This window comes from Micromonospora sp. NPDC048935 (genome assembly GCF_043197875.1).
Classification (GTDB): Bacteria; Actinomycetota; Actinomycetes; order Mycobacteriales; family Micromonosporaceae; genus Micromonospora.
In genome coordinates this window covers 1,158,726-1,177,787 of sequence record NZ_JBICTZ010000001.1, presented here as the reverse complement: position 1 = coordinate 1,177,787, position 19,062 = coordinate 1,158,726, and the positions used below count along the sequence as shown (strand labels likewise).

General features: G+C 72.1%; 15 protein-coding genes. 8 read left to right on the top strand and 7 right to left on the bottom strand.

Going from position 1 to position 19,062, the window contains the following annotated elements:
- Positions 1-2: 2 nt before the first annotated feature.
- The 3 genes from ACGFIW_RS05705 to ACGFIW_RS05695 are packed head-to-tail and all read left to right on the top strand — an operon-like array spanning position 3 to position 2,927.
- Complete coding sequence (locus ACGFIW_RS05705; protein WP_393311107.1) at positions 3-1,424, top strand: glycosyltransferase; 1,422 nt, start codon at positions 3-5, stop codon at positions 1,422-1,424.
- On the top strand, positions 1,421-2,239 hold the full coding sequence (locus tag ACGFIW_RS05700) for a phytanoyl-CoA dioxygenase family protein (RefSeq protein WP_393311106.1): 819 nt from the start codon (positions 1,421-1,423) through the stop codon (positions 2,237-2,239). The genes ACGFIW_RS05705 and ACGFIW_RS05700 overlap by 4 nt, the downstream gene beginning before the upstream one ends.
- 19 nt (positions 2,240-2,258) lie before the next feature.
- Positions 2,259-2,927: an HAD-IA family hydrolase gene (locus ACGFIW_RS05695; RefSeq protein ID WP_393311105.1), complete on the top strand. Its 669-nt coding sequence runs from the start codon at positions 2,259-2,261 to the stop codon at positions 2,925-2,927.
- 125 nt (positions 2,928-3,052) lie between these two features.
- Here the strand turns inward: ACGFIW_RS05695 and ACGFIW_RS05690 are convergent, their stop codons facing one another.
- Complete coding sequence (locus ACGFIW_RS05690) at positions 3,053-4,000, bottom strand: helix-turn-helix domain-containing protein (protein ID WP_393311104.1); 948 nt, start codon at positions 3,998-4,000, stop codon at positions 3,053-3,055.
- 100 nt (positions 4,001-4,100) lie between these two features.
- Here ACGFIW_RS05690 and ACGFIW_RS05685 point away from each other — a divergent pair, with 100 nt between their 5' ends.
- The 3 genes from ACGFIW_RS05685 (at position 4,101) to ACGFIW_RS05675 (ending at position 7,324) form a co-directional block, all read left to right on the top strand.
- Positions 4,101-5,144 (top strand): saccharopine dehydrogenase family protein, encoded by a 1,044-nt coding sequence (locus ACGFIW_RS05685; RefSeq protein ID WP_393311103.1) that lies wholly within the window; start codon positions 4,101-4,103, stop codon positions 5,142-5,144.
- Positions 5,145-5,569: 425 nt separating this feature from the next.
- Positions 5,570-6,214 (top strand): hypothetical protein, encoded by a 645-nt coding sequence (locus tag ACGFIW_RS05680; RefSeq protein ID WP_393311102.1) that lies wholly within the window; start codon positions 5,570-5,572, stop codon positions 6,212-6,214.
- A gap of 459 nt (positions 6,215-6,673) precedes the next feature.
- On the top strand, positions 6,674-7,324 hold the full coding sequence (locus ACGFIW_RS05675) for an endonuclease domain-containing protein (protein ID WP_393311101.1): 651 nt from the start codon (positions 6,674-6,676) through the stop codon (positions 7,322-7,324).
- A gap of 107 nt (positions 7,325-7,431) precedes the next feature.
- On the opposite strand, the gene ACGFIW_RS05670 is transcribed toward ACGFIW_RS05675, so the two are convergent.
- The 5 genes from ACGFIW_RS05670 to ACGFIW_RS05650 all read right to left on the bottom strand — a co-directional run bounded on the left by ACGFIW_RS05670 (position 7,432) and on the right by ACGFIW_RS05650 (position 13,723).
- Complete coding sequence (locus ACGFIW_RS05670) at positions 7,432-8,379, bottom strand: ABC transporter substrate-binding protein (protein ID WP_393311100.1); 948 nt, start codon at positions 8,377-8,379, stop codon at positions 7,432-7,434.
- Between the two features lie 62 nt (positions 8,380-8,441).
- Complete coding sequence (locus ACGFIW_RS05665) at positions 8,442-9,389, bottom strand: ABC transporter ATP-binding protein (RefSeq protein ID WP_393311099.1); 948 nt, start codon at positions 9,387-9,389, stop codon at positions 8,442-8,444.
- 20 nt (positions 9,390-9,409) lie between these two features.
- Positions 9,410-10,642, bottom strand: coding sequence for a FecCD family ABC transporter permease (locus tag ACGFIW_RS05660; protein ID WP_393311098.1), 1,233 nt, complete (start codon positions 10,640-10,642; stop codon positions 9,410-9,412).
- Positions 10,639-11,685, bottom strand: a complete 1,047-nt coding sequence (locus ACGFIW_RS05655) for a FecCD family ABC transporter permease (protein WP_393311097.1) — start codon at positions 11,683-11,685, stop codon at positions 10,639-10,641. Before ACGFIW_RS05655 ends, ACGFIW_RS05660 begins: the two co-directional genes overlap by 4 nt.
- Before the next feature lie 61 nt (positions 11,686-11,746).
- The gene (locus ACGFIW_RS05650; protein ID WP_393311096.1) at positions 11,747-13,723 is read right to left on the bottom strand and encodes a multicopper oxidase family protein; all 1,977 of its coding nucleotides are present in this window, start codon (positions 13,721-13,723) and stop codon (positions 11,747-11,749) included.
- A gap of 131 nt (positions 13,724-13,854) precedes the next feature.
- On the opposite strand from ACGFIW_RS05650, the gene ACGFIW_RS05645 reads away from it, so the two are divergent.
- Positions 13,855-14,214, top strand: coding sequence for a YciI family protein (locus ACGFIW_RS05645; RefSeq protein ID WP_393311095.1), 360 nt, complete (start codon positions 13,855-13,857; stop codon positions 14,212-14,214).
- 1 nt (position 14,215) lies between these two features.
- Here the strand turns inward: ACGFIW_RS05645 and ACGFIW_RS05640 are convergent, their stop codons facing one another.
- Positions 14,216-14,584, bottom strand: coding sequence for a cytidine deaminase (locus ACGFIW_RS05640; protein ID WP_393311094.1), 369 nt, complete (start codon positions 14,582-14,584; stop codon positions 14,216-14,218).
- A 120-nt stretch (positions 14,585-14,704) separates the two neighbouring features.
- Between ACGFIW_RS05640 and hrpA the strand changes: the two genes are divergently transcribed.
- Positions 14,705-18,775, top strand: coding sequence for an ATP-dependent RNA helicase HrpA (hrpA, locus tag ACGFIW_RS05635; RefSeq protein ID WP_393311093.1), 4,071 nt, complete (start codon positions 14,705-14,707; stop codon positions 18,773-18,775).
- Positions 18,776-19,062: the final 287 nt, after the last annotated feature.

Sequence of the window (19,062 nt, the reverse complement as noted above, 5' to 3'; positions counted from 1 at the left end):
CGATGTTGACGATCAACCCAGTCCGGTCGAGGCCGGTGCTCGCCTCACTCGAACGACTCATCGGCGCGCAGCGGGCCGACCGGCTCCGGCGAGCCGCCGCGGAGATCCAGGACCGGCTCAACGGCGGCACGCTCTGGCACGTCAACTCCACCCCGACCGGCGGTGGGGTGGCCGAGATGCTGCGGACGTTACTGCCCCTCTACGACGAGCTGGGCGTGCGGTCCCAGTGGGCGGTGGTCAGCGGAGACGACGCGTTCTTCCGGATCACCAAACGGCTCGGTGTGGCCCTCTACGGCAGCGACGGCGACGGGGGTCCGCTCGGTCCGGCCGAGTGTGAGGCGTACCTGCGTGCCCTCAAGCCCGCCGCCGACCGCCTCGTTCAGAAGGTCGACAGTCGCGACGTGGTGATCCTGCACGACCACCAGACCGCCGGCCTGGTCCCGTCACTGGCGGGCCGGGTCGCGTCGGTGCACTGGCGCTGCCACGTCGGCGTGGACGAGCCCACCGACGCCTCCGAGCGCGGGTGGGATTTCCTGACCGGGCTGCTGGACGAGGTCGACTCGCTGATCTTCTCGGTCGCCGAGCACGTCCCGGCCCGGCTGCGCGACCGGACCGTACTGATCCAACCGCCGTTCATCTCCCCGTTCGACGCCAAAAACGTCGACCTGGCGGCCGACACCGTCCGCGCCTGCCTGGCGCAGTGCGGTCTCGACCCGGCCGGCGCACCGCCGAGGTCGCCGCTGCTGCTGGAGACCGCGGCGGGAGACGTCCGACTCCAGTCCACGCCGAGCGTGATCTCCGACGGCGGCCACCAGCTCGGCGAACCGCTGATCACCCAGGTGTCCCGATGGGACCGGCTGAAGGACATGGCCGGCGTCCTCACCGCGGTCACCGACCACGTACCGGTCGGGCATCTCGCCCTGGTCGGCCCGGATCCCGCGGCGATCGCCGACGACGTCGAGCAGGGTTTCTGGTACGCGGACTGCCTCGACCACTGGCGGAAACTGTCACCGGCACAGCGGCGACGGGTGAGTCTGATCTGCCTCCCCATGGCCGACCCGACGGAGAACGCGCTGCTTGTCAATGCGGTTCAGCGGGCGTCCGACGTGGTCGTACAGAAGAGCCTCGCCGAGGGCTTCGGCCTGACCGTGGCGGAGGCCATGTGGAAGTCGCGGGTGGTGGTGGGCAGCGCCGTGGGCGGCATCCGAGCGCAGATCACCGACGGGGTCGACGGTTTCCTGCTGACCGATCCGGCGGACCTGCGGGGCCTGGGCAAGATCGTCGCCGCCGCCCTGAGTGACGCGACGGATCGCCAGGAGATCGGGGAACGGGCGCACCGACGGGTGCGCGACGACTTCCTCCCAGACCGGGAGGTGACGACGACGGCGTCGATGCTGGCGTCAGAGAGGATGGCAACGCGATGAGCACCAGCAAGCGAGGGCTCGACCCGGAACAGGTGGCGGCGTACCGCACCGACGGATACGTCATCGGCGACGGACTGCTCAAGCCGGACACCTTTCTCGGCCTGAAGAACCACTTCGAGCGCAAGCTCGCCGCCCTGCCCGAGGGAGAGCGGCCCGAGGACATGGACGTTCCACACTTCACCGACCCGGAACTGTTCCGGTGGTTGCTCGACCCGGACGTGCTCGACGTGGTCGAGAGTGTGGTGGGGCCGGACATCGCCCTGTTCACGTCGCACTTCTTCTGCAAGCCGGCGGGCGACGGCAAGAGCGTCCCGTGGCACACCGACGGCTACTTCTGGCGAGAGATGATCGAACCAGCCGGCCAGGCCATGACGATCTGGTTGGCGATCGACCCGTCCACGCTGGAGAACGGCTGCATGAAGGTCATCCCCGGCAGCCACGTCGACGGCACGGACAGCTACCGGCGTGTGACGGACGAGACCAGCGTCTTCGACGAGGAGCTGGACCAGAGTCGCGTCGACGCCAGCCGGGCCGTCCCGGTGCAGCTACGGCCCAACCAGTTCAGCATCCACTCCGGGGCCCTCGTCCACAGCAGCGAGGTCAACCGCAGCGCACTGCGGCGGTGCGGGTTCACCATGCGCTACATCAGCACGAGCGTCCGGTTCAACCACGAGGGGGTGGGGCACAAGCACCAGATCTTCCTGGCCCGGGGCAAGGACCGCGCCGGCAACACGTACGGCGACCCGAGCCGGGCGTACCCCGAACTGGTGCAGACCCGGGGAATGGGTCAGCGGTTCGTCGGCGCCGAGCGCTGACCGCCGGATCGGTACGACGATGCAGCTCACGATCACCACGGCCGGCCGGACGGTGACCATCGCCTGCGGCGCCCTGTTGCTGGACATGGACGGCACCCTTGTCGACTCCCAGGTCTGCGTGGAGCGCAAGTGGCGCGGCTGGTGCCGGCGGCACGGCCTGGATGTCGACGAGCTGCTGCGCGTATCCCACGGTCTCCAGTTGGCCGACACCGTCCGGTTGATGGCTCCCCACCTCGACCTGGCGGCGGAGGTGGCGGACCTGGTCCGGCGCGAGGAACAGGACACCGACGGCCTCCGGCCGGTCGCCGGGGCAGCGCGGCTGTTGGCGGCGCTGCCCCCGCGCCGGTGGGCGGTGGTGACCTCGGCGTGGCACCGACTGGCCGAGATCCGGCTCCGCCACCTGGGACTGCCGGTCCCCCGGGTGCTGGTCACCGCCGACGACACCGCCCACGGTAAGCCGGCCCCGGACGGCTACCTGATGGCGGCGGCGCGCCTGGGCTGCCCGCCGGCGGACTGCGTCGTGATCGAGGACAGCCCGGCGGGCATCGAGTCGGGTCGCGCGGCGGGCATGCGGGTCATCGCGGTGGCCACCACCTTCGCCAGGGAGGCGTTGGAAGCGCTGGACGCCGACTGGGCCGTCGACGACCTGACCGGCGTCACGGTGCGGGATCCGGTCGCCGCCGGCTGACCCTGCGAGGGACCTCCAAGAGACAACTGTCGCGTCCGGCTCAAGGTTGCGGATGATCAAGGCGCCGAACATGGGGCGTCCGCCGCCGTTCGCAGGGCGCGGCCCGCAGAAGCGCGGACCGTGCCTCACCCCCGGAATGTGCGGCGGTAGGCGTCCGGCGGTACGCCCACCGTGCGGTGGAAGTGGCGGCGCAGTGTCGTCGCCGTGCCCATGCCCGCGGCCGCGGCGATGGTGTCGACGCTGTCGTCCGTGGTCTCCAACAGCTCCTGCGCGCGGCGGATCCGCTGCGTCAGCAGCCACTGCAGCGGGGTGGTGCCGGCTACCGAGTGGAAGTGGCGGGCCAGGTGGCGCGAGCTCATGCTCGCCTGGCGGGCCAGGTCCTCGACGGTGAGCGGCTGGTCCAGCCGCCGCATCACCCAGGGGAGCAGTTCAGCCAGGGGATGGCCGTCCTGGGCGGGCACCGGTGTGGTGACGAACTGCGCCTGGCCACCGGCCCGGTGGGGCGGCACGACCAGGCGGCGGGCGACCACGTTGGCGATCACCGAGCCGTGGTCGCGGCGGACCAGATGCAGGCACAGGTCCATCGCTGCGGCCTTGCCCGCGGACGTGAGCACGCTGCCGTTGTCGACATAGAGCACGTCCGGGTCGACCTCTATCCGGGGATAGCGCGCGGCCAGTTCATCGGTGTGGGCCCAGTGCGTGGTCGCGCGCAGCCCGTCCAGCAGACCTGCGGCGGCGAGCACGAACACGCCCGTGCACAGGGAGACAACCCGCGCGCCCGACTCGTGGGCCGCGCGCACCGCCTCGACCAGGTCGGCCGGCGGGTCCTCGTTGACGTCCGCCAGGGCGGGGACGATCACGGTGCCGGCGTGCGCCATCCGGTCGAGCCCGCAGTCCGGCTCCAGCAGGAACCGGCCGACCCGGACGGCGTGCGTGCCGCACACCCTGACGTCGTACCAGGGGTCCGGCAGGGCGGCCGGGGCGGAACCGAAGACCTCGTAGGCCAGGGCCAGCTCGAAGTGCAGCATCCCGTCGGTAGCGGCGACCGCGACGGAGCGCGGGACAGATGTCATGTCGGGAATTGTACGGGTCGTGTCGTTCCGGACACTGGTGCCAATGGGCCAAAGGGGACAAGATCTCCGCAGTGGATCCGTTCGAGCACGGGGAGCAAACATGGGATCAGGTCGGAACGTGGCGGTGTTCGGCGCCTACGGGCACACCGGGCGGTTCGTGGTCGCGGAGTTGCGCGAGCGCGGATACGTCCCGCTGCTCCTCGGTCGCGACCAGGACAAACTGCTGGCGCTGGTACGGGCCCAACCGGGGCTCGAGGCGCGGCAGGCGTCGGTTGACGATCCAGCCTCGCTCGACCGCGCACTGAACGGCGCGGCCGCCGTGATCAACTGCGCCGGGCCCTTCGCCACCACCGCCGCCCCGCTGGTCGAGGCGGCACTGCGCGCCGGCATCCCGTATGTCGACGTGGCGGCCGAGATCGAGGCGAACCTCGACACGTTCGCGCACTTCGCGCAGCGCGCCCGCGCCGCGGGCACCGTGGTGGTCCCGGCGATGGCCTTCTACGGCGGCCTCGGCGACCTGTTGGTCACCACCGCGATGGGCGACTGGACGGCGGCGGACGAGGCGCACATCGCCTACGGCCTGAGCAGTTGGCACCCCACCGCCGGGACGCGTGTCGCGGGCGCGGTGTCGGGGCAGCGACGGGGTGGCCGCCGCGTCCGCTACACCGGCGGCCACTTGGAGTACCACGACGACGCTCTGCCGACCCTGGAGTGGCCCTTCCCGGCTCCGCTCGGCCCCCAGAGCGTCATCGGAGAGTTCACCATGGCCGACATCGTCACCATTCCCAGCCACCTGGCCGTCCCCGAGGTGCGCACCTATATGACCGCCAAGGCGGCTGCGGACCTGTCCGCACCTGACGCCTCGGCACCGACCGCCGTTGACGAGCGCGGCCGCTCCGCGCAAACCTTCGTCGTCGACGTCCTTGTTCGCTCCGGCGGCACGGAACGCCGTGTGGCCGCCGCCGGTCAGGACATCTACGCCATCAGCGCGCCGCTCGCGGTGGAGGCCGTCGACCGCATCCTCACCGGCCGGACCAGGACCACCGGCGTCGCCTCCGCGGGCGCGGTCTTCGACGCCCCGGATTTCCTCCGCGCCCTGTCCTCGCACCTCTCGCTGCACGTTCCGCTCGACACACGCGGCTGACCGGCGACCCGTGCGGGATCCAGACCGTGATCAGTACGGCCGATGAGCAGGCCGATCACCCGTGCCGGCGAGCTGGTCGTGGTCGATCCCCTCGGGGTGAACGCCTCAGCGGGCCGGTGAAGACGCACGGGCTTGGGTCGCCGGGGCAGAACGTCGTCGGCCGGGGCGGCGAGCGCGTCCTGCTCGACCTCGGCGAGCGCCATCTCAACCAAGAACCATCCACCACGCGTCCGCCAGCCCGATCCGCTGCTCGGCGCCGCCCTCGTCCCGGTAGCCGACCTCGAACCGGCTCCCGCCGCAGCTCCGGACACTCGCAGGATTCGCGCAGAAGCGACAAACTTCCGGCGCCCAGATTCGCTGGGCGATGTCAGGGGTGTCGATTAGAATGTATGTACTAATCGGGTTCCTGACCTGGGAGGACGCCCATGACCGCGCCCGCCTCCACCCCCCTCACCCCCTACGCCACCCTGCTCGGCTTCACCCGCTACGTCGACCGCACCGGCCCCACCAAGGCGACCTTCGTCGGAGGGCTGCGCAAGCAGCGCGCGAGCCGGTCCGGCTTCAACCCGCACGGCCAGTTCGTCAAGGCGCTCAAGGCCGACATCGCCTTCCACACCGGCGGCACGCACCTGACCGGGGTGGTCGATGTGGTCAAGCCACGGTGGCGCCCGCTCTACCAGGCGCTCGTTCCCGGCGCCACGACCTGGCTGCACTCCCTCGGCGAGCCGGCCGCCGTCGACCTCGCCCAGACCCGCGACGCCCTGGCCATGCTGGGTGACCTACCCGTCAAGATCAACCCCCACTTCGGGGTACGCCACTCCGACGGTCGCGCCGAAGCCATCCGCCTGCACTTCGACGAGACTCCACCGAGTGAGGAGTCGGTGCTCGCCACCCTGCACCTGATGGCCCGCCACATGGACGCGGTGCTCCCGCACGCCGAGCCGGTCCTGGTCGACGTCCGTCGCGGCCAAGCCCACCACATGCCCACCGACGCCAAGCCCGACCAGATCGAGCGATGGCTGTCCGGCGAAGCAGCCGCCTTCCGCGCCATCTGGTCCACCGCCGCCTAACCCCCCCACCCCCGCCGGCGGGGCCGGAGGGCGGCCCCGCAAGATCATGCTCGATCCAGGATGTAGTGGCCTCACCTTCTCGGGAGGCCACTACATCCATGTTCGAGCGCGATCATGGGGATAACGGTGTGCCCGGGCGCGGGAGGACCATCGGTGGTTATCCACAGGGGCAGCATGGCGCGAGGCTGATCGGCCAGCCTGGAGCCCATGCCGAAAGCTCCTCGACGCCCGCCCCAGCTGCGTGGTCGGGTCTTCCGCGGCTCGATCGCCGTCTCGCGCGGCCTGCTGAGCCGAAACGACCTGCGCAGCTCGGCGTGGCGGCCACTTTTCCGGGATGTCTATGCCGATGCCAGTCTCCAGGTCACGCACAGAGTCAGGTGCACCGCTGTCGGACGTTGGCTGATCCCACCGGGAGCGGCCATCGCGGGTCGCTCCGCGGCAGCGCTGTACGGCTGCCCGGTGCCCACCGCAAGCGAGCCAGTGGATGTGCTGGTTCCCCGAGCGGCCCGGATCGGGCCGAGCGCCGGCCTGCGGATCCACCATGGAAAGTTCGACCCCGGCGATGCGCTGGACAGGGCAGGGCTCAGGGTGACCAGTCCGGCGCGGACCTGCTGGGATCTCGCCCAGTGGCTCGACGTGGTCGAGACGGTGGTCGTCCTGGACAGCATGCTGGCCAGGCGGCTCACCGACGTGCCAACCCTCCGCGAGTACGCGCTGAGCAGGGCCGGTCGACGCGGCTGGCGATCGTTGCTACGCGCGGTTGACCTGGCCGACGCTGGCGCGGAGTCCCCTCAGGAGTCACGCACACGGGTACGGCTGGTGCTCGCCGGCCTACCCAGGCCGGAGACGCAGTGGGTCGTGGCCGATAAGGGCCGGTTCGTGGCCCGACTGGACCTGGCCTGGCCGCAGTTCAAGGTCGCGGTGGAGTACGACGGGCTCTGGCACGACGACCCCGAGCAGTTCCATCGGGACCGCCAACGCCTCAACCGCCTGCTCGGCTGCGGCTGGATCGTGCTCCATGTCACCGCCAAGCGCCTCCGGGACGACTTCGACGGGTTCGTCGCCGAGGTCCGCGCCGCCCTGCGGGCCCGCTCGTGCTCCCCCCGTTGACAATGATCGCGCTCGAACATGGAAGTAGTGGCCTCCCGTAGAAGGAGGCCACTACTTCCTGGATCAAGCACGATCATGCACGGGGCACGGGGCGCGGGGGCGCGGGGTCAGGCGGCGGGGAGGTACTTGGCCAGGTCGTCGAGGATCTTGTTGGCGGCGCCGACGCCGATGCCGGTCATCCAGACCTCGTCGGAGACGGGGTACGCCTTGCCGGCCTTGACGGCGTTGAGGCCCTTCCAGAGGGTCCCGCCGGTGACCTTGCTCTGCTCGGCTGCGGCCTTGTCGCCGTAGGCGGTCACGAAGATGACGTCGCCGTCGACCTCGTTGACCCGCTCGGGGCTGACCAGGTCGAAGCGCTTGTCCTCCTTGTTGGCGAGCAGTTGCCGCTCGGGGCGGCCCAGGCCGGTGTCACCGAGGACGATGCCGGAGAACGAGTCCGGGCCGTACACCCGGATGTTGCCGGGTAGGAACCGCACGATCGACACCTTGCGGGCGGCGGCGTCACCGAGGGTCGCGCCGAAGTCCTTGGCCCGCTTCTCGTAGGTGGCGAGCAGGTCCTTGGCCTGCTGCTCGCGGCCGAGCGCCTTGCCGTCGAGGAGGAAGTTGTCCTTCCAGGTGATGCCCACCTTGTCGGTGAAGACGGTCGGCGCGATGGCGGCCAGCTCGTCGTAGAACTTTTCCTGGCGGAACTTGCTGCCGAGGATGAGGTCGGGCTTCAGCGCGTTGATCGCCTCCAGGTCGGGCTCGGCGAGCACGCCGACCGTCTTGATGCTGGCCAGCTTGTCCGCGCCGAAGTACGTGGGCCAGCTCTTGGCCTCACCGGCGGTGGCGGCGCCGACCGGGGTGACGCCCAACGAGAGCGCCGTGTCGATCTTGTCGGTGTCGAGCACGACGACGCGCTTGGGCTCGGCCGGGACCTTGGTGGTGCCCATGGCGTGGGTGATCTCCCGGGTCTCCCCGGCGGTGGAGCCGGCGACCGGGTCGCTCTCACCGCAGGCGGTGAGTCCGACGCCGAGGGCGGCGGCCGCGGCGAGAGCGGCGACGAGACGACGCATCAGAGTCCTTTCGAGGGGTACGTGCCGACGGGCGGGGTGGCCGCGCCGCCGGTGGTGGCGGGTCAGGCGTCCGGTACGGACGCCGTCGACGAATCGGGGTCGTCCGCGTCGACAGGCATGGTGCGCGGCCCGGAACGGGACGCCCGGCGTGGCCCGACGACGGGGTTGTCCGCGCCGCGGGACGTTCCCGCCGGAGCGGACGTGTCGGTGGACGGCTGGGCCGGGGTGGAGGTGCCCCCCGAGTACGCGGGCACCACCAGCGGCGCGCCGGTCACCGGGCAGGGCACGACGACGCAGGCCAGCCCGAAGACGTCGCGGACCAGGTCGGCGGTGAGGATCTCCCGGGGCGGTCCGGCCGCCACCACGGCACCGGCGCGCATCGCGACCAGGTGGTCGGCGTAGCGGGCGGCCTGGTTGAGGTCGTGCAGCACGGCGACGACGGTGCGGCCCCGCTCGACGCGCAACCGGTGCAGGAGGTCCAGCACCTCCACCTGGTGGGCCAGGTCGAGGAAGGTGGTCGGCTCGTCCAGCAGCAGGGCGTCGGTGTCCTGGGCGAGCGTCATCGCGATCCACACCCGCTGCCGCTGGCCACCGGAAAGGCTGTCCACCGGCCGGTCCGCCAGGTCGGTCACGTCGGCCAGGGTCATCGCCTCGTCGACCGCCGCGCCGTCCTCCGCCGACCACTGCCGCCACCAACGCTGGTAGGGCTGCCGGCCACGGCCGACCAGGTCCGCCACTGTGACGCCCTCGGGCACCAGTGGGCTCTGCGGCAGGACGCCGAGGCGGCGGGCCACCTCCCGGGTCGGCAGGTCGCGGATCGCGGTGCCGTCCAGCAGCACCGTGCCCCGGCGCGGGTTCAGCAGCCGGGCCATCGTGCGCAGCAGGGTGGACTTGCCGCAGGCGTTCGGGCCGACGATCACGGTGAACGCGTCGGTCGGCAGGTCCAGGTCGAGGCCGTCGAGCACGGTCCGCTCGTCGTAACCGACGACCAGGTCGCGGGTGGAGAGCATCACACGACTCCTTGAGGGGGTCACGACGACCGCCGCCGGCCGCGCAGCAGCAGGAAGATCAGGTACGGGCCGCCGATCGCCGCGGTCAACACACCGGCGGGCAACTGCGTGGGTGCGAACAGTCGCCGGCCGGCCAGGTCGGCCAACACCAGCAGCAACGCGCCGAGCAGCGCCGCGCAGACCAGCGGTGGCCGTTCGGCACGGACCAGCCGCCGGGCCACCTGGGGGGCGACAAGCGCGACGAAGTCGACGGCGCCGACCTGGGCGGTGACCATCGCGGCGACGAGCACCCCGGTGCCGGCCAGGCCGATCCGGCGAGCCACCGGGCGCAGCCCGACGCCCCGCGCGGTGTCGTCGTCCAGGGCGGTGCTGTTCAGCGCCCAGCCGGCCCAGGCCAGCACCGGCAGCAGCACCAGCAGGGCGCCGGCGATCCAGGCGGCCTCGGTCCAGCCCTTGCCGGCGAGGGTGCCGATCAGCCAGATCTGGGCGCGCAGCCCGTCGATCGGGTCGGCGGTGAGCATGACCACCTCGGTCAGGGCCCGGAAGGCGAACGCCACCGCCACACCGGCGAGCACGAACCGCTGCGCGGCCAACCCGTGCCGGGCACCCAGGGCGAACAACAGCACCGCCGCGAGCAGCCCGCCGACAAGCGCGGTGGGCGCCACCAGCACCGCCGCCATCCCACTGGTCAGGGCAACTGTCGCGGCGAGGCCGGCGCCCTGGGTGATGCCGATGACGTCCGGGCTGGCCAGCGGGTTGCGGGCCACGCTCTGGATCAGCGTGCCGGCCACGCCGAACGCCGCGCCGGCCACCGCCGCCAGCACCACCCGCGGCAGTCGAAGATCCAGAACAACCAGGTCGTACGGGGTGCCGGCCCCGGAGAGCGCGCGCAGCACGTCGGCCGGGGCGACGTACGGGGTGCCCAGCGACAGGCTCAGCACGACGGCCGCCAGCAGCAGCACGGTCAGCACGGCGGCCACCAGCACCGCGCGGCGGCGGATCAACAGGCTGACCGGGCCGAGCCGCAGCAGCGACCGCCCGGCCACCCGGGCACCACCAACACCGGGTGCGGCGACGCCCGACGCACCAGCCGGGCCGCCCGGGCCAGCCAGGCGGGGCAGGCCAGCAGCACCAGCCGGGCCGGACGTGCCAGCCGCGCCGGAAGGGCTGGACGTGCCAGCCGAGGCGGAAGGGCTGGACGTGCCAGCCGAGGCGGAAGGGCTGGACGGGTTGGAGGGGCGCGCGGTGGTCATGCGGTCACCACCCGGGCGCGGCGGACCAGGACGGCCAGCAGCGGTGCGCCGATCAGGGCGGTGATGATCCCGGCCGGTATCTCGCCGGGTGGGGCGACGAGCCGGCCGACGACGTCGGCGCCGAGCAGCAGCGCCGGGCCGAGCAGGGCGGAGACGGCGAGGGTCCAGCGGTGGTCCGCGCCGACCAGGGCGCGGGCCAGGTGCGGCACGGCCAGCCCGACGAAGGCGACAGGTCCGGCCGCGGCCACCGCCGCGCCGGTCAGCAGCACCGCGGCGAGGCCACCGCCGAGTCGGACCAGGCCGATGCGGTGGCCGAGGCCGCGGGCCACGTCGTCGCCGAGGGCCAGCGCGTCCAGGCCGCGGGCCACCAGGACGGCCAGCAGCAGACCGACGAGGACGAAGGGCAACACCTGCGCGGTGACCGACAGGTCGCGGCCGGCGAGCCCGCCGACCACCCAGAACCGGTACTCCTCGAAGGTGCGGGCGTCGATGCTGAGCAGCGCGTACACCCCGGAGGCCAGGCTGGCGTCGAGCGCCGCGCCGACAAGCGCGAGGGTGACCGGGCTGGCGCCCTCGCGGGCCCGGGTGGCGATGGCGAAGACCAGGAGGCCGGCGATCAGCGCGCCGCCGATGCCGAACCAGACGTACCCGGCGAGTGTGCCGACGCCGAAGACGGAGATGGCGAGCACCACGCCGAACGACGCGCCCGCGCTGATGCCGAGGATGCGCGGCTCGGCGAGCGGGTTGCGGGTGAGCGCCTGGAACAACACCCCGGCCACGGCGAGCGCGAGACCGACGGCGAGGCCGAGCGCGGTACGGGGCATGCGCAGCTCGCGCACGATGGTGCTGGCCTCGCCGTCGTCCGGTGCGACGAGGGCGTGCCAGACCTGGTCGACGCCGAGGTGCCGGCTGCCGAGCGCGAGACTGGCCAGCACGGCCAGCAGCAACACCAGGGCGGCCCCGACGGTGACGGCCACCCGCCGGCGGGCGCGGGTGCCGGGCCGGCTGCGGACCTGGGTTGGCCGGCTGGCGAGCGCGGTCACGAATCTCCCTGCACGATCGGGCTTAGGTTCGCCTAACCTTAGCCGACCTGCGGAAAGTGACCTAACCGGCGTCGGTCGATGCCGCCGAGGGCACCTCCGGCCCGCCCAGCGGCGAGACTGACCCGCCCAACGAACCACCGTCCCCGGTCGCCGCACCCCCGTGCGGCAGCACGTGCAGCGGTCGCATCATCTCGTTGTCCTCGTGCTCCAACAGGTGACAGTGCCAGGCGTATCGACCGGGCAGGTCGAAGCGCGCCCTGATCCGGGTCACCTCCCACGGGTACGCGAGCACCGTGTCCATCCGGCCGCGTTCCCCCGGGTCGGGCCGCAGCCGGCCCGAGTGCCCGCGCCCGAGCAGCTCGAACTGGACCTGGTGCAGGTGGACCGGGTGCACGTGCCGGGTGAAGTTGCGCACCTCCCACTCCTCGGTGTCGCCGAGGATCGGTTGCTCGGTCACCGGGTCGCTCCAGCGCAGCGGCAGACCCCGGCCCCGCTCGTCGAGGAGGCCGAGCAGCATGATCATCGAGCCGCCGGACATCCGCTCGTTGAGCGACAGCCGGCGTACCCGCTGGGCCGTTCCGAGCCGCGGCGGCGACGGCAGCCGCAGCTGCTCCGGTGGCACGCTCGGGTCGGCCTCGGTCGCGTCGGTGACCACGAAGCGCAGCACCTGCCCGGTGGTGTGCGGGTCGGCCGGCGCGAAGTCCACGCCCGGTCGGCCACCGCCGTACATCCCGTCGGGGCCCTCGTTGACGAGGTACAGCTCGGTGCCGGCCGGTACGTCGGTGAAGTCGACTATCGCGTCGACCCGCTGGGCGGGGCCGAGCAGCACGCGCTCGTGCGGCACCGGCTCGGGCAGGAAGCCGCCGTCGCTGCCGATCTGCCAGACCGGGAGCACCGGGCGGGCCGGCCGCGCGGTGGCGTTGGCGACCACGCTGAGCAGCAGGAACCGGCTGTTGCAACCGTTGAGCAACCGGAACCGGTAGCGCCGGCGCCGCACGGTGAGAGTGGGCCAGGTACGACCGTTGACGACCATGGTGGAGGCGGAGTACCCGGGTATCCAGGCCGGCGGCCCGTCGCCGCCACCGGAGTACCGCCGCGGGTAGCGCAGCTCGCCGTCGGCGGTGAAACTGCGATCCTGGATCATCAGCGGAATGTCGTGGTATGCGGCGTGGGGCGGATCGTCGCGGGTCGGCGTCGGGCCGGGCAGCACCCCGTCCGGCAGGTCGTCGCCGCCGAGCAGGTAGAACCCGGCCGGCCCGGCGTAGACGTTCTCCCGGGTCAGCCCCAGCGTGTGGTCGTGGTACCAGAGGGTGCAGGGCCGCTGGTCGTTGGCGTACTCGAAGGTGGCCGAACCCGGCGCCCAGCGCAGGCCGCAGCGTTCGGCGAAGCGGGAGCGGAACTCGCGGTACCCGCTGCCGGCCACGGCGAAGTCGGGCGGCAGGTCGCGAGCCGCCGGCAGGTACCACGCCTCGGAGTGCCCATCGCTGTCCTGGGTGCTGTGCGCGCCGTGCAGATGCACCACCTGGGGCACGGGCCCGCGATACCCCTGTGAGCTGCCGTCCCACTGCCCGTGGCGGTCGCGGCCCTCGACGCCGCCGGCCGGATTGGCCCAGTGCAGGGTGGGGTCCACCGGCAACAGGTGCGGCAGGTAGTCGCCCCGGTCGTCGACGAGCTGGTTCAACCAGGTGACCCGAACCGGTCGCCCCACCCGCGCCACGATGGTGGGCGCGGGGTAACCGAAGCTGCCGGGGTGGGCGGTGGAGCCGTAACCCCACACGGTGGTGCGCGGCCACCCCGGCGGCAGGATCTGCTGGCGGAACTGTCGCACCGCGATCTCGTACGTGTCGCGTTCCGGGTCGGTCGCCACCGTCGGCATGGCCGGTGGGATCCGCAGCGGTGTGACGTACTTCGGGATGTCCCCGGCGTCCAGCGGCGCCACCGCGGCGGCCGCCCGGCCGGGCACCGCCCAGCCCGCCGAACCCAGTACCGCTGCGCTGCCGGCGGCACCAGCCGCGAGCAGCCGTCGTCTGGTGACCATGCCGCACCTCCCGTTGCTCCCGATCCCCGATGAAAGAAGAATGAGTTTCGCGGAGCGCCACAAGAGGGACAGTAGGCGGATCAGACCCGTAAGAGGGACATACCGAACCAGCCGCACCCTAGGGTGGTGGCATGCGATTCGACCAGCACACGGTCGTCCTGCTGGTCCGGTCGGCGGACCCGCCGGAGCTGCCACAGGACGCGATCGACAGGTTGCAGGACGCACACCTGGCCCACCAGGCGGGGCTCGTCGAGCAGGGGCTGGTGCTCGCCGCCGGGCCGTTCCTGCACCCCGACAACGACCTGCTGCGGGGCTTCGTCGTGCTCTCCATCGCCCCGGACGAGGCACGTGCGCTCTACGCCGACGACCCCGCGGTGCGGGCCGGCCGCCTTGTCGCACAGGTGGCGAGCTGGCTGGTGCCGGAGGGCAACGTGCGGTACGAGGGCGTGCCGATTCCCCGGTCGATGCTGGCGGCGGCGGCCGGCGACTGACTCAGCCGGGCAGCGCACCGATCTCGACCACCCGCAGGGCGTCCACCTCGCCGACGATCACCCGCAGCGCCGGGAAGTAGTCGGCCAACACCTTCCGGCAGTCGGCGCACGGCTCGCTGATGTCGCGGCCCCGGTCGGCGACCGTGACGATCGTCTCCACCTCGGTGACGCCCTGCGTGGCGGCCGTGCCGACCACCACCAGCTCGGCGCAGGTGCCGCCGGTGGCGTGCGTGATGTTCACGCCCGTGAAGACCCGCCCGTCGGCGGTCCGGGCCGCCGACGCGACTGTGTGGCGCGGGCTGCGGCAGCGCAGCTTGGCAACCGCGGTGGCCGCCTGCACCAGCGCCCGGTCGGTGTCCCGCATCGTCATTCCGGCCCCCGCACTCGACGTCGGCCGCCCACTCTAGGTCCCGGGCCCGGCCCCCGACGGACCGGCCGCGCGATATCTCGGGGGCGGTACGCCGTCGGGCTGCCTATCCTTGGGCACGACATGCAGAATCCAACCGCCTCCGTCGCGACCGACCCGGTTCGCGAGCTGCACCGCCGCCTGACCCCTCTGATGTTCCGCGACCAGCGCCGGCTCCAGCGGCGGCTGGACGGTGCCCGCAAGCTGCGCGACCCGCAGCGGCGGGAGGCGGCGCTGACCGAGATCACCGCCGACCTGGTCCGGGCCGAGCAGCGGCTCGCCGCCCGGCAGGCGGCGGTCCCCGTGATCACGTACCCGGTGGGTCTGCCGGTCAGTGAGCGCAAGGACGACATCGCCGCCGCCATCCGTGATCACCAGGTGGTGATCGTGGCGGGCGAGACCGGCTCCGGCAAGACCACCCAGATCCCCAAGATCTGCCTGGAGCTGGGGCGCGGCGTGCACGGCCTGATCGGGCACACCCAGCCCCGGCGGTTGGCCGCCCGCACGGTGGCCGACCGGATCGCCGACGAGCTGGGCACCGAGTTGGGCGACGTGGTCGGCTACAAGGTGCGCTTCACCGACCAGGTCAGCGAGCGCAGCCTGGTGAAGTTGATGACCGACGGCATCCTGCTGGCCGAGTTGCAGACCGACCGGATGCTGCGCCAGTACGACACGCTGATCATCGACGAGGCGCACGAGCGCAGCCTCAACATCGACTTCATCCTCGGGTACCTGCGGGAGCTGCTGCCCCGCCGACCCGACCTCAAGGTGATCATCACGTCGGCGACCATCGAGACCGACCGGTTCGCCCGGCACTTCGCCGGGCCACCCACGGCCGACGAGCCGGAGGGGGTGCCCGCGCCGGTGGTCGAGGTCTCCGGCCGCACCTACCCGGTGGAGGTGCGCTACCGGCCGCTACTCGAACTCGCCGAGGGCGAGGAGGACGGCGACGGCGACGAGGAGACCGTCCGCGACCAGATCCAGGCGATCGGCGACGCCGTCGAGGAGTTGGCCGCCGAGGGCCCCGGCGACATCCTGGTCTTCCTCAGTGGCGAGCGGGAGATCCGGGACACCGCCGACGCGCTCGCCAAACTGGTGCAGACGAAGCGCTCCCTGCTCGGCACCGAGATCCTGCCGCTGTACGCGCGGCTGTCCAGCGCCGAGCAGCACCGCGTCTTCGCCGCGCACAGCTCACGCCGGGTGGTGCTCGCCACCAACGTCGCGGAGACCTCGCTGACCGTGCCCGGCATCAAGTACGTGGTGGACCCGGGCACCGCCCGCATCTCCCGCTACTCCAGCCGACTCAAGGTGCAGCGGCTGCCGATCGAGCCGATCTCCCAGGCGTCGGCCAACCAGCGCAAGGGCCGCTGCGGCCGTACCTCGGACGGCATCTGCATCCGCCTCTACGACGAGCAGGACTTCCTGTCCCGCCCCGAGTTCACCGACCCGGAGATCCTGCGCACCAACCTGGCGTCGGTCATCCTCCAGATGACCGCGATCGGGCTCGGCGACCTCGCCGCGTTCCCGTTCATCGACCCGCCGGACAAGCGCAACATCACCGACGGCGTCAACCTGCTGCACGAGCTTGGCGCGTTGGACCCGACCGAGGCGGACCCGGCGAAGCGGCTCACGACGCTGGGCCGGCGACTGGCCCAGTTGCCTGTCGACCCCCGGCTGGCCCGGATGGTGGTCGAGGGCGAACGCAACGGCTGCGCCACCGAGGTGTTGGTGATCGCCGCCGCGCTCTCCATCCAGGACCCGCGCGAGCGGCCGGCGGAGAAGCAGGCCCAGGCCGACCAGGCGCACGCCCGGTTCGCCGACAAGGAGTCGGACTTCGTCGCCTACCTCAACCTGTGGCGCTACCTGCGCGAGCAGCAACGGGAGCTGTCCTCCAGCGCGTTCCGCCGGATGTGCAAGGCGGAGTACCTCAACTACCTGCGCATCCGCGAGTGGCAGGACATCGTCAGTCAACTCCGCCAGGTGCTGCGTACCCCGGCCGACGGTGACCGGCGTGGTGGGCGGCCGGCGCGCGACGCCGCCGACGACGCGGACGCCGGCCGGGGTGCGAGCCGCCGGGGCGGCGCGGACCTGCCGGAGGAGATCGACACCCCGAAGGTGCACCAGTCGCTGCTGCCCGGCCTGCTCTCGCACATCGGGCTCAAGGACACCCAGAAACACGAGTACCTGGGGGCGCGGGGCGCGAAGTTCGGGATCTTCCCCGGGTCGGCGTTGTTCAAGAAGCCGCCGCGCTGGGTGATGGCCGCCGAGTTGGTGGAGACCTCCCGGCTGTGGGGCCGCATCGCCGGACGGGTCGAGCCGGAGTGGGTCGAGCCGCTGGCGCAGCACCTGGTCAAGCGCAGCTACAGCGAGCCGCACTGGGAGAAGAAGCAGGCCGCGGTGATGGCCTACGAGAAGGTCACCCTGTACGGCGTCCCGCTGGTCACCTCTCGCAAGGTCAACTTCGGTCGGATCGACCCGGCGCTGAGCCGGGAGCTGTTCATCCGGCACGCCCTCGTCGAGGGCGACTGGCAGACCCACCACCAGTTCTGGGCGGACAACAAGCGCCTGCTGGCCGAGATCGAGGAGTTGGAGAGCCGCGCCCGACGCCGGGACATCCTCGTCGACGACGAGACCATCTTCGGTTTCTACGACCAGCGGATCCCCGCCGACGTGTCCTCCGGGCGCCACTTCGACAGCTGGTGGAAGAAGACCCGCCGTGAGCAGCCCGACCTGCTCACCTTCACCCGCGAGGTGTTGGTCAACGACGGCCGGCCGGGGGTGGACGAGGACGACTACCCGGACGAGTGGCAGGCCGACGGGGTGCGCCTGCCGCTGACCTACCGCTTCGAGCCGGGCACGCCGGACGACGGCGTCACCGTGGACATCCCGCTGCCGCTGCTCAACCAGGTGCCGGCGGAGAGCTTCGACTGGCAGGTGCCGGGGCTGCGCGAGGAGACGGTGATCGCGCTGATCCGCGCGCTGCCGAAGGCGATCCGCCGCAACTTCGTCCCGGTGCCGGACTACGCCCGGGCCGTCCTGGCGGCGATCACCCCCGGCGAGACGTCGCTGTTGGACGCGCTCACCCGTGAGCTGCGCCGGATGACCGGGGTGACAGTGCCCCGCGACGCCTGGGAGCCGGGCAAGTTGCCCGCCCACCTGCGGGTCACCTTCCGGATCCTCGGCGACGACGACAAGCCTGTCGCCGAGGGCAAGGACCTGCCGGCCCTGCAACGTCAACTCCGTCAGGAGGTACGCCAGGTGGTGGCGGCCGCCGCGCCGGAGGTGGCCCGCACCGGGCTGCGCGAGTGGAGCATCGGCATCCTGCCGCGGACAATCCAGCAGGTGCGCGCCGGCTACGCGGTGACCGCGTACCCGGCGCTCGTCGACGAGGGCGCGACGGTCGGGGTGAAGGTGTTCGACTCCCCCGCCGAGGCGGAGGCGGCGCACTGGGCCGGCACCCGCCGGCTGCTGCGGCTCACCGTGCCGTCTCCGGCCCGGTTCCTCCAGGGCCGGCTCAGCAACGAGGCGAAGCTGGCGCTGAGTCGCAACCCGCACGGCGGTGTGCAGGAGCTGATCGAGGACGCGGCCGGCGCGGCCATCGACCGGCTGATCGGCGACGCCGGTGGGCCGGCCTGGGACGCCGAGGGGTTCGCGGCGCTGCGGGAGAAGGTCCGCGCCGACCTGGTCGACACCGTCGTCGAGGTGATGGACCGGGTCCGCCGGGTGCTCGCCGCCGCGTACGCCGTGGAGCAGCGGCTCGGCGCCACCCGCAACCTCGCCGTGGTGGCCGCGCTCGCCGACATCCGCAAGCAGCTCGCCGGGTTGGTGCACGCCGGGTTCATCACCGAGACCGGGTACGCCAGGCTGCCCGACCTGCTGCGCTATCTCACCGCCATCGAGCGCCGACTGGAACGCCTCGGCGGCAATCCGCAGCGGGACCGCCAGCAGCAGGACCGGATCGCGGTGGTGCAGAAGGAGTACGACGATCTGCTCGCCGCGCTGCCGCCGGCCCGCCGACAGGAGGCCGCCGTACGGCAGATCCGTTGGATGATCGAGGAGTTGCGGGTGAACGTGTTCGCCCAGGCGCTTGGCACCCCGTACCCCGTCTCCGAACAGCGGATCTACCGCGCGATGGACGACGCCGAGGGCCGCTGACCGACTCCGGTCGGGTCGGCGGCGGCCGTCCGTCCACCTCTGCCCCGCACCCGCAGACCGGACGGCCAGCGACCGGTTGTTGTCCGTCCACCTCTGCCCCGCACCCGCAGCCAGGTCGGCCAGCGACCGGTCGTCCGTCCACCTACCTCTGCCCCGCACCCGCAGACCGGACGGCCAGCGACCGGTCGTCCGTCCACCTTTGCTCTGCACCCGCGGAGGCGACACTCACCGTCCGTAGCTGGTGCCTCCGCGGGTGCAGAGCAAAGGAACGCACGACCACCCCCGCA